This is a genomic window from Flavobacterium ammonificans (assembly GCF_020886115.1).
Lineage (GTDB): Bacteria > Bacteroidota > Bacteroidia > Flavobacteriales > Flavobacteriaceae > Flavobacterium > Flavobacterium ammonificans.
Map to the genome: position 1 here is coordinate 2229322 of NZ_AP025185.1, position 13189 is coordinate 2242510.

Here is a 13189-nt window from a genome sequence, read left to right on the forward strand (position 1 = left end):
AAAATAATTTTTGGTTTCCTTTTCCGTTAGCACAACCAAAAAGAGAATTGTAGTATCTTTGTTAGGTGATGAATTGGACAAAAACCTTATTTATTATTGTATGGATTAGCTGCTTCCCAATCGGGATTTCGGCCCAATCAATTAATGTGGATGATACTAAAGATGCAAATGAATTAGTTCAAGTGTTAACCAACAATAACAGCTGTTTATCCGTTTTTTCAGAAGCATCAACTGGTGCAACAACTAAAAAAAGTATTGCTTATTTTGATAAAAATGGAACAAATTTTCCGTTTTCAAATGGAGTCGTTCTAAGCACTTGGGAAAGCCAAAATTCAAAAGGACCATACAATCCTAGTTTTAGTGGAACTGTTAGTAGTTGGGGTGGCGACAGTAATATGGATGCTATTTTAGGAGTTAACTCATCTAACGCAACAACTTTAGAATTTGAATTTGAATCTAAAACCAATTTTTTAAGCTTCAATTATATTTTTGCTTCAAACGAATACATTCGTGATTATCCATGCAACTATTCCGATGGATTGGCTATTTTAATACAAGATGTAACAAGTAATGGTAACTACATCAACATTGCAACATTACCCGATGGCACTCCGGTTTCATCTAGAAATATACGTCCCAGAATTAATCTTTCTGATCCATCATTAACAAAATGTGATGCTAAAAATGAAATGTATTTTGAAAAATTCAATACCAACTTAACAATTCCAAGCCCAATCAATTATGCTGGTCAAACGAAGGTTTTAAATGCACAAAGTAAATTAGAAATTGGACATCGATATAGGATTAAATTCGTAATTGCTGAAGGTCCAAGTCGCTCACAATTCTCAGCCTTATTCATAGAAGCTGGTAGTTTTGCATCTAAATTAGACTTAGGAAAAAACCGCTTGGTAGCAACTAAAAATGCGGTATGTAATGGTGAAACGATTACTGTTTCTACTGGAATAACAGGGGTTCATAAATGGTCAAAAACCGATTCAGGCTCAACTACCCAACTGACAGAAAACAGTAATGTCCTTACAATTAATCAACAAGGAACCTATAAAGTAGAAGTGATTAATTCGGGCTGTACATTTACAGGAGAAATTAAAATTGAATATGCCGCTGGAATGAATTTAAAAGATGTTGAATTAGCTAAATGTGATGATAACGGAACTGGCAAAGCAATTTTTGACTTAACTACGGTTCAAAAAGTTGTCATTAATAACGATAGTGAAACCTCTATTTCTGGTTTCTATACAGATGCTGATTTAATGTTTGAAATTTCAGATCCAAAAGCTTTTGAGAAAACAAATCTTGGAAATCAAGTGGTGTATGTTAAAGGAATCAATCCAAAATTTACATGCTTTGAAACCGCCAAGATAACCTTAAAAACACTCCCTAGTAGTCAAAACTCAGCTAGTGAGCCAAATCCGATTATTAAAGAATTTGCTGGAGGAAAAAATTCGATTGAACTAATTACAAGTGGGACTGCTTCTAATTTAGAGTTTTCGATTGATGGTTTTAATTATAAAGAGAATTCACTATTTACAGATGTACCAAAAGGGAAGTATTTTGCATACATTCGAAATACTACAAATTGTGAATTTATTTCTTTTCCGTTTACAATTTTGGATTATCCTACATTTTTCACTCCAAATGGAGACGGAATTAATGACGAATGGAAAATCTCAGATATGATCAAATTTCCAAAATCTGTTGTCTATATATTTGACCGTTATGGTAAATTATTAAAACAAATGAATGCAAGTTCGGTGGGCTGGAACGGAACTTTAAATGGTTTGCCGCTCCCAGCAGATGACTATTGGTTTCGTTTAATTCTAAATGATAACCAAATAGTTAATGGTCATTTTAGTTTAAAAAGGTAAACTATTTTTACTATTTTTAGAAAATGAAAAAAATACCACTTATTTTCATTTTTTTAATTTCGTTTAATTGCTTTGCTCAATTTAGCAAAACGCATTATATTCCACCATTAACTTCTAGTAGTAGCGCTGGTGTGACTCCACAAGATCATTATATATATATCTCCACACCCAGTATTCAAGATGTAAAATTTAAAATTTTCCCAATTGGTGGTACTCCTATTTTAGGAACAGTAAACAAAGTCACCCCGTATAGATATAGTATTGGTTCAGGCGATAATAGTCAACTATTTGAATCTAGTTCTAATACTGGAAAAAGTTCACATAAAGGTTTTATAATAGAAAGTGAAGGATTAATTTATGCTAATATAAGAACTAACTCTGGTGGAGGAAATCAAGCAGGAGGATTAGTGGCTAAAGGAATTAGTGGCTTGGGAAAACGTTTCCGAGCTGGAGCCATGTTGAATACTACTAATATAACTGGATTATTAAATTTTTTCTCAGTTTTAGCAACAGAAAACAATACAAAAGTTACTATATCAAATATCCCAAATGGAACTGTTTTAGCTAATGGAAACACATTCACAGGTCCTGAAATAATTAATCTAAATAAAAACGAAAGTTACACCTTAGCAATTAATGGCAATATGGGGGGTAATCTAATTGGAGCATTAATCGAATCTGATAAAGATATTGTGGTCAATAGTGGTTCTTTTGGTGGAACCAATGACCCTACAACTGATCTAAATGCAGGAAGAGATATTGGATTTGATCAAATCGTGGGTGCCGATAAAATTGGTACTGAATATATATTTGTAAAAGGCCAAGGAACTGATGTTTTAGAGAGGGTACTTCTAATAGCTGATGCAGATAACACCGAAATATATGTCAACGGAAACAATACATCTATAGCAACAATTCAGGCTGGTGAAAAATATATTTTAGATGGAAACCGATTTGTAAACAACAACTTATATATAAAAACTTCAAAAAATGTATTTGCCTACCAAAGTATAGGTGCTAGAAATTCAAATGCCAATCAAAATTTATTTTTTGTACCACCTTTAAACTGCTCTACACCAAAAATTGTAGATTATATTCCTCAAATTAACTTAATTGGAAGTAGAAATTATGATGGTACAGTTAATATTGTGACAGAAGCAGATGCTAATGTTTTAATTAATGAAACTCCAATAGGAGTAGCTCCTACACAAATTACAGGAAATCCAAAGTTTGTTTATTTCTCAATTACGGGACTTACTGGAAATGTGGCTATCAAATCAAGCAAACAAGTCTATGTTTCTTATTATGGAACAAATGTAAATGCTACTTATGGAGGATATTATTCTGGTTTTGACATCAAACCCGAACTTTCTATTGATAATTCAACATCTACTTCTGGAAATTGTATACCAAACGTTGTTCTTAAAACAGAACCTGATAGTGATTATACCTATCAATGGTTAAACAATGGGGTAGATATTAATGGCGAAACAGGAAATACATTTAAACCGTTATCACCTGGTTATTATCAAGTGAAAAGAAGTATTCCAAGTTGCAATACAAGTACACTTTCAGATAAAATTCCTGTGAGTACTTGTCCTACAGATGGTGATGGAGATTCTGTTCCGGATGATGTTGATTTGGATTTCGATAATGATGGGATTACTAATTGCGAAGAGTCATTTGGGAGTGTAGCAGTAGATCTTACAGGACCAAACCTTATAAAAAACACCTATTCTAATACTTATTCTACTAGCACTACATATGTGCCCACTACAAGTTCAGTTCTTTTATCTGCTAAAAGCAATGGAGACTTTATAAGTGAAGTTCCTGCTGGAGTAAATAATTCTACAGAGTATAGAATTGCTTTTACCAATCCAATTGCGCTAACCTTAGAATATGTAGCTAATGGGAATTCAACTGATTTAACTAACTCGGATGGGGATTTTATTATAAAATCAGATAGCAATAAAACGGTAACAGTTTTGAATCCTACTAATCAATTGTTGATTGATACTAATGCTGACGGAATATACGAGAGTGGCGTTACACAACATTCTTCTTTTGAAATCCGTTTCAGACTCAATAGTACTACTCCCCTTGCTGCTGGAACTGGAACCTTTAGTTTTCAATCTTATCTAACAACTTCACTTACATTTATTCATAAAAACTTATCAGAAAACACAAACAATAAAGCTTCTTTTTCAATTAAAGCAAAATGTATTCCTAGATACTCTGACTCGGATTCAACTCCTGATTATTTAGATCTAGACAGTGATAATGACCGAATTTTAGATGTAATTGAATCGCAAGCTAATACTCTAGTAGGGACTTCTGTAATAGATGCCAATAAAGATGGAATTTATGATGTTTTTGGAACCGGAACCATACCGCAAGATTCCGATCAAGATGGTATTCCTGATTATTTGGATTTAGATAGTGATAATGATGGTATCAAGGACGAATTAGAAACAGACCAAGACCAAGACAATGATGGCATAAGAAACTATCGTGATCTAGATCGAGAAAATGACGGTTGTAACGATGTAATAGAAGCTGGATTTCCAGATGGTGATTTAGATGGAGAATATGGTGTCGCCCCTATAACGGTTAATTCTTTTGGATTAGTAAATAGCGCACCTTACTCAATTCCAAATACAGATTATAGCATTGCAGCACCCATAGTTATAACCACACAACCTATAGCTCAACCAACTTGCGAATTGCAAAATACTTCTATTTTAATAACCGATAATGGTGGAAACACCTATCAATGGCAGTTATTTGATGGAACAAACTGGAATAATTTATCAAATGACACTACCTATTCAGGAGTTACTTCAAGTAGTTTGAACATTAATCAAGTACGTAATTCAATGAATGATTACCGTTACAGAGTAATATTACAAAAAACTGGAAATAGTTGTAGTCTGATTTCTGATGCTACAACATTAATAGTTTATGCATTACCCATACTTATTCCTTCAGTAGATTTAAAACAATGCGATACCGATTCGGATAGGATTTCAGATTTTAATTTAACCGAAAAAAACAATGCAATTTCCACTAATTCTCTAGCAGAAACATTCACCTACTATACTTCATTGGACGGAGCCAATACTAAAGATATTTCCTCATTAATTACTAATCCAACAGCATATAATTCAGGTTCAACTACTATTTGGGTTAGAGTGGAGAATGCAAACAATTGTTTTAGTGTTTCAAAATTAAATCTTATTGTATCTACAACTCAAATTCCAGCAAGTTTTAGTAAAAAATTTGAACTTTGTGATGATTCAGTTAATGCAATTAGCACCGATACAGATGGAATAGCTGAATTTGATTTTAGTAGTGTTACTCAAGATATTAAAAATATTCTACCTCCACCAGATCCATTAAATCCTTATTCAATTAAATATTACAGAAATGAAGCTGACGCTTTAGCTGAAAATAATCCTATTAACAATAGTACCAACTATCGCAATATTGGCTATCCAAATGAGCAAGATATTTGGGTCAGGGTAGAAAGTACTTTAGATAATTCATGTTTTGGGATAGGACCACGCATTAAATTAATTGTCAATCCTAAGCCCAGTATCGATACAAATGAAAACGGTGAAGAAGATAAATTAGTTTGTTCTAATTTGCCTGAATTTTATGTTGAATTGAATCCAGGAATAAATGACGGTAGTCCAGAATCCAATTACTTCTATTTTTGGACTAAAGACAATGAAATTTTGAGTTCTAATTCAATTTTAAATGTAAACCAGGAAGGTGTTTACACAGTTAAAGTGAATACGCCTAAAGGATGTTTTAGAAACCGAATTATCAAAGTTACCTCCTCTGATATAGCTAAAATTGAGAATATTGACATAGTGGATTTGTCTGTAAATAATACAGTCACAATTACTATCTCAGGAAAAGGAAATTATGAGTTCAGCATAGATTTACCCAACGGACCGTTTCAAGAATCCAATTTCTTTGACAATGTTGCTTCCGGTATTCGTGATGTTTATGTTATTGATACTAAAGGATGTGGCACAGTTAAAAAAACAATAGCAGTGGTAGGCGTACCAAAATTTTTCACCCCTAACCAAGACGGTTTTAATGATTTTTGGAATATAAAAGGAATCGATGCGACTTTTAATTCGAAATCAATAATTTATATTTTTGATCGTTATGGAAAATTATTGAAGCAAATGCTACCATCTAGCTTAGGTTGGGACGGCACTTTAAATGGCGATCCACTTCCTTCTGATGACTATTGGTTTACACTACTATTAGAAGATGGTCGGGAAGCTAAAGGGCATTTTAGCTTAAAAAGATAATTTGATAAAAAAAACCATCAACTTTCGCTGATGGTTTTTTATTTAAGTAAGATACTTTAATCCTTAGATTTTGAATCTTTTTCTATCTGTTTCTGTCAAATAAATTTTTCTTAAACGAATACTTTTTGGAGTAACCTCAACGTATTCATCTTTTTGAATGTATTCCAACGCTTCTTCAAGAGAGAAAATGATTGGCGGAATAATTCTCGCTTTTTCATCATTACCTGAAGAACGAACGTTAGATTGTTTTTTCTCTTTGGTTACATTGACACACATATCATCACCACGAGAATTTTCTCCAATTACCTGACCTTCGTATATTTCAGCATTTGGTTCTACAAAGAATTTACCACGATCCTGTAATTTATCGATAGAATAAGGAATTGCTTTTCCTTTTTCCATTGAAATTAAAGATCCTTTATTACGTCCAGAAATTTCTCCTTTGAAAGGTTCGTACCCTATAAAACGATGTGACATAATTGCTTCACCTGCCGTAGCAGTTAACAATTGGTTACGCAATCCAATAATTCCACGAGATGGAATATTAAATTTTATAATCATACGTTCCCCCTTGGTTTCCATACTCAACATTTCCCCTTTACGTAAAGTTACAAACTCTACTGCTCTTCCTGAAAGTGATTCTGGTAAATCAATGGTTAATTCTTCAATAGGCTCACATTTTTTACCATCAATTTCTTTGATGATAACTTGTGGTTGACCGATTTGCAACTCATATCCTTCTCTTCTCATAGTTTCAATAAGAACAGACAAGTGTAATACACCACGACCAAAAACCATAAATTTATCAGCTGAATCAGTTTCTCCTAACTTCATAGCTAAGTTTTTCTCTAATTCTTTAGTTAATCTTTCACGGATATGACGAGATGTTACAAATTTTCCTTCTTTACCAAAAAATGGTGAGTCGTTAATTGTAAACAACATACTCATTGTAGGTTCATCAATCGCAATAGTTTGTAACGCTTCTGGATTTTCATTATCGGCGATTGTGTCACCAATTTCAAATCCTTCCACACCAATAATTGCGCAAATATCACCTGCTACAACTTCAGTTACCTTTTTACGTCCAAGACCTTCAAAAGTATGTAATTCTTTAATTCTAGATTTTAATACTGAACCATCTCTTTTACATAAAGAAATTGGCATTCCTTCCTTTAAAACACCTCTTTCCAAACGACCAATAGCGATACGTCCTGTAAAAGAAGAGAAATCTAATGAAGTAATCAACATTTGTGGAGTTCCTTCAGAAACTTTTGGAGCTGGAACATTACTGATTACCATATCTAATAATGGTTCGATGTTTTCAGTTTGGTTTCTGAAATCATCAGACATCCAGTTATTTTTAGCTGATCCGTAAACGGTTGGGAAATCCAATTGTTCTTCGGTAGCACCTAGTTCAAACATTAAGTCGAAAACTTTCTCATGAACTTCTTCTGGAGTACAGTTTTCTTTGTCTACTTTATTAATAACCACACATGGTTTCAAACCTAAATCAATTGCTTTTTGCAAAACAAAACGCGTTTGTGGCATTGGTCCTTCAAAGGCATCTACTAGTAAACAAACTCCGTCAGCCATATTTAATACACGCTCTACTTCACCACCAAAATCGGCGTGACCAGGAGTGTCAATAATATTGATTTTTGTTCCCTTGTATACAACAGAAACGTTTTTTGAAGTAATGGTAATACCTCTTTCACGTTCTAAGTCGTTGTTGTCAAGGATCAAGTCACCTGTGTTCTCGTTATCGCGAAATAACTGACAGTGATACATAATTTTATCAACCAAAGTGGTTTTACCGTGGTCAACGTGGGCAATAATTGCAATGTTTCTAATAGATTCCATCTGTGAATTTTAATGGCGCAAAGGTACACTTTATTTCGAGATAAAAAATTGTTTCTTTTTAATAGTTAAAACCTAAAAATTATCCATAAAAAAAGCCTTTCAATAAGAAAGGCTTTAGAATATAAAATTGTATTTGATTACAATTTAGCAACGTGTTTAGTTAACTTAGATTTCAAGTTAGATGCTTTATTATCATGAATGATATTTTTCTTAGCTAACTTGTCAATCATAGAGATTACAGCAGATAATTTAGATGAAGCATCCGCTTTATCTGTAGCTAAACGAATTGCTTTAATAGCGTTACGAGTAGTTTTGTGTTGGTATCTGTTTAATACTCTTTTCTTTTCGTTACTTCTAATTCTTTTTAAAGCTGACTTATGATTTGCCATTTGGTGTATATTTTAAAATGTAAATAACTAATTAATATATTAGAAATAAAATTAGAAAAACCTCCCACAATTAATTTTTAAATTAATCACTTCAGTTTTAACTAACAAAACAAACAAGGAGACACCATTATTTGTTTCATAAAACCATTTCAAAACTAATTTGTAGTCCGTGGGGGAATCGAACCCCCCTTACCAGGATGAAAACCTGGCGTCCTAACCGATAGACGAACGGACCATTTTTCCTTCTAAGCTCAGGAGTGCTTTATCATTAAACAGATTTTGTAGTCCGTGGGGGAATCGAACCCCCCTTACCAGGATGAAAACCTGGCGTCCTAACCGATAGACGAACGGACCTCATTTCTGTAATGCGGATGCAAAAATACAACTATTTTTTAGACGTACAATAGTAGAAACGAAAAAAAATATTTTTTTTTAATAGGCTTTCGCAAACAACACTCTACCAGCAGATTCCGAACCTGAGAACACGCACTTTCCTTGCTCCTCTACTCTATCTAAAGGGATACAACGGATAGTTGCTTTGGTTAAATCTTTGATTTTTTCTTCAGTTTCAGGAGTACCATCCCAATGCGCCGAAATAAAGCCGCCTTTACTTTCCAATACCTCTTTAAATTCTTCAAAAGAGTTTACTTCAGTAATATGATCTTTTCTATATTCTAATGCACGTTGGAATAAATCATTCTGAATTGTTTCTAATAAGTCGCTGATGTAATTTACGATTCCGTCTTTAGCAACTATTTCTTTACTCAAAGTATCTCTTCTCGCTACTTCAAAAGTTCCATTTTCTAGATCTTTAGGTCCAACAGCAATACGAACTGGAACCCCTTTTAATTCCCATTCAGCAAATTTAAATCCTGGCTTTTGAGTAGTTCTGTTATCAAATTTAACTGAGATGTTAAGTTTTTTAAACTGAGCCATTAAATCATTAACAACCAAAGTAATTTTATCTAATTCTTCATCTGACTTGTATATAGGAACAATTACCACTTGAATTGGTGCTAAGTTAGGTGGCAAAACTAATCCGTTGTCATCCGAATGCGTCATTACCAATGCTCCCATCAATCGAGTTGAAACTCCCCAAGAAGTTCCCCAAACGTATTCTTGCTTTCCTTCAGCATTGGCAAACTTAACATCAAAAGCTTTGGCAAAATTTTGACCTAGAAAATGAGATGTTCCAGCCTGTAGTGCCTTTCCATCTTGCATTAATGCTTCAATACAGTACGTTTCATCTGCTCCTGCAAAACGTTCTGTCTCTGTTTTCAATCCTTTAACCACCGGAATTGCTAAGAAATTCTCAGCAAAATCAGCGTACACATTCATCATTCGTTCTGATTCTTCTATTGCCTCCTGACGAGTTGCGTGAGCCGTATGCCCTTCTTGCCATAAAAATTCAGCAGTTCTCAAAAACAAACGTGTTCTCATTTCCCATCGAACTACATTCGCCCATTGATTAATTAACAATGGCAAATCACGATACGATTGCACCCATCCTTTATATGTAGACCATATAATTGCCTCACTAGTTGGACGAACAATTAATTCTTCTTCTAATTTAGCATTGGGATCAACCATCAATTTCCCAGGCTTATCCGGGTCGTTCTTCAACCTATAGTGAGTAACAATAGCACATTCTTTGGCAAAGCCTTCTGCATTTTTTTCTTCAGCCTCAAACATACTCTTCGGTACAAATAGAGGGAAATAAGCATTACTATGCCCAGTCTCTTTAAACATTCGATCTAGCTCCCCTTGCATTTTTTCCCAAATAGCATAGCCGTAGGGTTTGATTACCATACAACCTCTAACTCCTGAATTTTCGGCTAAATCAGCTTTAACAACTAATTCATTATACCATTTTGAATAATCTTCTGATCGCGTAGTAAGGTTCTTACTCATATATTTTATTTTGGCACAAATTTTGTTTCACAATTTATTAACTAAATAGTTCGACAAAACTAACTATTTTTGTAATGTACAACAATAAAAACCTACAGATTATGAAAACTTATTGTGTTAATCTCCCAAAGCCCTCTCTTAAATCAATTTTTGGTTTTTTGAGTTTATTTTTTTTCGCTTCGTGCGGAACATATCAAAATAGTTCCTTTTATGACACCGATGGAATTTATGGTAGTTCAGATACTAGAGTTCGAAAACAAAAAACAAATGACGACTCAGGTATTGCCTACCAAAGCTATTTTAATTCTTTACAACAAGAAAATGAAGTTTTCACAGACGTAGAAAATTACAATAGTTACGATGAAAATTCTAATTCAAATACTTTATCCGGAAACCCTGGTTGGGGCGGAAATTCTCAGGGAATAAACATTAATTACTTCCCAAATAATTTTGGGATGAATTGGGGCTTAGGTTGGGGAATGCCCTTCAATAATTGGGGTTGGGGAATGCCATTTAACAATTGGGGCTGGGGAATGCCTCTTGGATATTGGAACACAATGAATTTCGGCTGGGGTTTTGGTGGTTTCAGTGGTTTTTGGGGAAATGGTTTTAATAACTGGGGTTGGGGAATGCCTTTTTATGGTACTTCCAATTTTAATTCAGGATATAATTACAATCCTACAAGAAGAGGTTCCAGTTTTTCTCAAAATAATCCCGATAGAAACAATATTGGCAGAAGCTCTTCTATAAATACTTCAGATAACTATAGAGGCAATTTTGATAGAAATAATGCATATGGTACTAATCGAAGAAATAGCATCAACACAGAAACACGGACAAATTTTAACCAAAATTCGTTTCAAAATAGATCCAATTCAAATCAATCCAGTAGAGAAAATAATCCAACACGAACCAATAGTGCTAGACCTACAAGGACTTCCTCTCCTAACAACAACGAAGGATACACTCCATCTCGTTCTATGATGGAAAGCAATTCTGGAAATTCAGGAGGAAGCTTTGGTGGTAGTAGCAGCGGTGGTGGTGGAAGATCATCAGGAGGCGGTGGAAGAAGAGGCGGAAGATAATTACTGGATTTAAAAATACAATTAAATAGGACTACTATGAAAAAATATATATTCATTCTAATTTTAGCACTTTCAATTACCAATTTGAATGCACAAGAGGTAAGAGATGCTGTTCGATATGCACAAGACAATATAAATGGAACTGCTCGTTTTAGAGGAATGAGTGGAGCATTTGGTGCTCTTGGGGGAGACTTGTCTGCAATTAATGTTAATCCTGCAGGATCTGCTATTTTTTCGAATAATCAATTGAGTTTTTCGATAAACACCACTTCAATTAATAACAATTCAAATTATTTTGGCACACAATCAAATAAAAAAGATAATTCATCTGATTTGAATCAAGCTGGTGGTGTCTTTGTGTTCAAAAATCAATCGCAATCCAGCAATTGGAAAAAGTTTTCTGTGGCTATCAACTATGAAAACACCAATAATCTTAACAATTCAACCTTTTCGGCTGGAGTAAATCCAACTAATTCTATTGATTCTTACTTTTTGAATTATGCAAACGGTGTCCCATTAAGCACACTTGAAGATTCTGATTACCAAGATTTAGGTCATGGCGCTCAACAAGCATTTTTGGGCTATCAAGCTTATGTCATTAATCCAGTAAACACTAATGCTAATAACAGAGCATATACATCGAATGTTCCAAGAGGTGGGAATTATTTTCAGGAAAACTCAGTAGTGAGTAATGGCTATAATGGTAAGCTTTCATTTAACGCAGCAACATCTTATAAAGACAAATTGTTCATCGGATTGAACTTAAACTCTCATTTTACAGATTACAGACAGACTTCTCGATTTTACGAAGACAATAACGCTCCATTAACTTCTAGATACACCATTTCAAGATTACAATTTGATAACGAATTATATACTTATGGTACTGGATTTTCATTTCAATTAGGAGCTATTGCAAAAGTAACTAATGAATTACGATTAGGATTAGCTTATGAATCTTCGACATGGCACAGATTAAATGATGAGTTTAGCCAAAAATTAGTGGGTGTTAGTGCTAACACTACTGAAGAACTTGCACCAGATGTTGTCGATCCTAATATCACTAATTTTTACGAGCCATACCGACTACAAACTCCAAGTAAAATTACAGGAAGTCTTGCCTATATTTTTGGAAAGAAAGGTTTGCTTAGTGTGGATTGCTCCAGAAGAAATTATGGTAATACCCAATTTAAACCGGTTAATGACGCCTATTTTGCAGGGATAAACAATGCTATTTCGAACTTGCTAACTAGTGCAAATGAATTGCGAATTGGTGCGGAATATAGAATTCAAGCATGGAGTTTAAGAGGAGGTTACCGCTACGAACAAAGTCCTTATAAAAACAAAACCACAGTTGGAGATTTAACTGGCTATTCGACCGGTTTTGGATACAATTTTGGCGGTACTAAATTAGATTTATCGTATGCCTCATTTAGTAGAAATAATCAACAAGGTTTTTTTGAACAAGGATTAACCGATGGAGCCAAAATCAATTCAAAAAACAATACGGTAACTTTAACGCTGTTGTTTGAATTGTAAACTTTAGATTGCAAAATTTTAAAAACATCTTGTACTGAAAAACAAGATGTTTTTTTTAGCCCTGATGGAAGCGACATCCTTTTTATCTGTTGGCTGGAGCGCGGGAAGTTAACAGATAAAAAGATACAGCGTACAGCAGGACCATACGCCATAAAAACAGTAAAGATTTGTGCTCCTAAAAATAAAAAACG

7 protein-coding genes and 2 tRNA genes are annotated in these 13189 nt (G+C 33.9%); 4 read left to right on the top strand and 5 right to left on the bottom strand.

What is annotated here, in order from left to right; translation table 11 throughout:
* Nucleotides 1–68 precede the first annotated feature (68 nt).
* Both LPC20_RS09900 and LPC20_RS09905 read left to right on the top strand, forming a co-directional pair.
* The gene (locus tag LPC20_RS09900) at nucleotides 69–1886 is read left to right on the top strand and encodes a T9SS type B sorting domain-containing protein (RefSeq protein WP_229324972.1); all 1818 of its coding nucleotides are present in this window, start codon (nucleotides 69–71) and stop codon (nucleotides 1884–1886) included.
* A 23-nt stretch (nucleotides 1887–1909) separates the two neighbouring features.
* On the top strand, nucleotides 1910–6214 hold the full coding sequence (locus LPC20_RS09905; protein WP_229324974.1) for a T9SS type B sorting domain-containing protein: 4305 nt from the start codon (nucleotides 1910–1912) through the stop codon (nucleotides 6212–6214).
* Nucleotides 6215–6277: 63 nt separating this feature from the next.
* On the opposite strand, the gene typA is transcribed toward LPC20_RS09905, so the two are convergent.
* From typA to proS, 5 genes are all read right to left on the bottom strand, one after another.
* Nucleotides 6278–8074, bottom strand: a complete 1797-nt coding sequence (gene typA, locus LPC20_RS09910) for a translational GTPase TypA (protein WP_229324976.1) — start codon at nucleotides 8072–8074, stop codon at nucleotides 6278–6280.
* Nucleotides 8075–8211: 137 nt separating this feature from the next.
* Nucleotides 8212–8463, bottom strand: coding sequence for a 30S ribosomal protein S20 (gene rpsT / locus LPC20_RS09915; protein ID WP_229324978.1), 252 nt, complete (start codon nucleotides 8461–8463; stop codon nucleotides 8212–8214).
* 163 nt (nucleotides 8464–8626) lie between these two features.
* Nucleotides 8627–8698: transfer RNA gene (locus LPC20_RS09920), tRNA-Glu, on the bottom strand.
* Nucleotides 8699–8745: 47 nt separating this feature from the next.
* Nucleotides 8746–8817: transfer RNA gene (locus tag LPC20_RS09925), tRNA-Glu, on the bottom strand.
* Between the two features lie 78 nt (nucleotides 8818–8895).
* Nucleotides 8896–10374, bottom strand: a complete 1479-nt coding sequence (proS, locus tag LPC20_RS09930; protein ID WP_229324980.1) for a proline--tRNA ligase — start codon at nucleotides 10372–10374, stop codon at nucleotides 8896–8898.
* Nucleotides 10375–10532: 158 nt separating this feature from the next.
* Here proS and LPC20_RS09935 point away from each other — a divergent pair, with 158 nt between their 5' ends.
* On the top strand, nucleotides 10533–11459 hold the full coding sequence (locus LPC20_RS09935) for a hypothetical protein (protein WP_229324982.1): 927 nt from the start codon (nucleotides 10533–10535) through the stop codon (nucleotides 11457–11459).
* A gap of 36 nt (nucleotides 11460–11495) precedes the next feature.
* Nucleotides 11496–12998: an OmpP1/FadL family transporter gene (locus LPC20_RS09940; RefSeq protein WP_229324984.1), complete on the top strand. Its 1503-nt coding sequence runs from the start codon at nucleotides 11496–11498 to the stop codon at nucleotides 12996–12998.
* Nucleotides 12999–13189: the final 191 nt, after the last annotated feature.

Coding starts and splice junctions, on each gene's coding strand:
- LPC20_RS09905 (WP_229324974.1), top strand. CDS start 1,910: ATGAAAAAAATACCACTTATTTTCATTTTTTTAATTTCGTTTAATTGC.
- typA (WP_229324976.1), bottom strand. CDS start 8,074: ATGGAATCTATTAGAAACATTGCAATTATTGCCCACGTTGACCACGGT.
- LPC20_RS09900 (WP_229324972.1), top strand. CDS start 69: ATGAATTGGACAAAAACCTTATTTATTATTGTATGGATTAGCTGCTTC.
- LPC20_RS09940 (WP_229324984.1), top strand. CDS start 11,496: ATGAAAAAATATATATTCATTCTAATTTTAGCACTTTCAATTACCAAT.
- rpsT (WP_229324978.1), bottom strand. CDS start 8,463: ATGGCAAATCATAAGTCAGCTTTAAAAAGAATTAGAAGTAACGAAAAG.
- proS (WP_229324980.1), bottom strand. CDS start 10,374: ATGAGTAAGAACCTTACTACGCGATCAGAAGATTATTCAAAATGGTAT.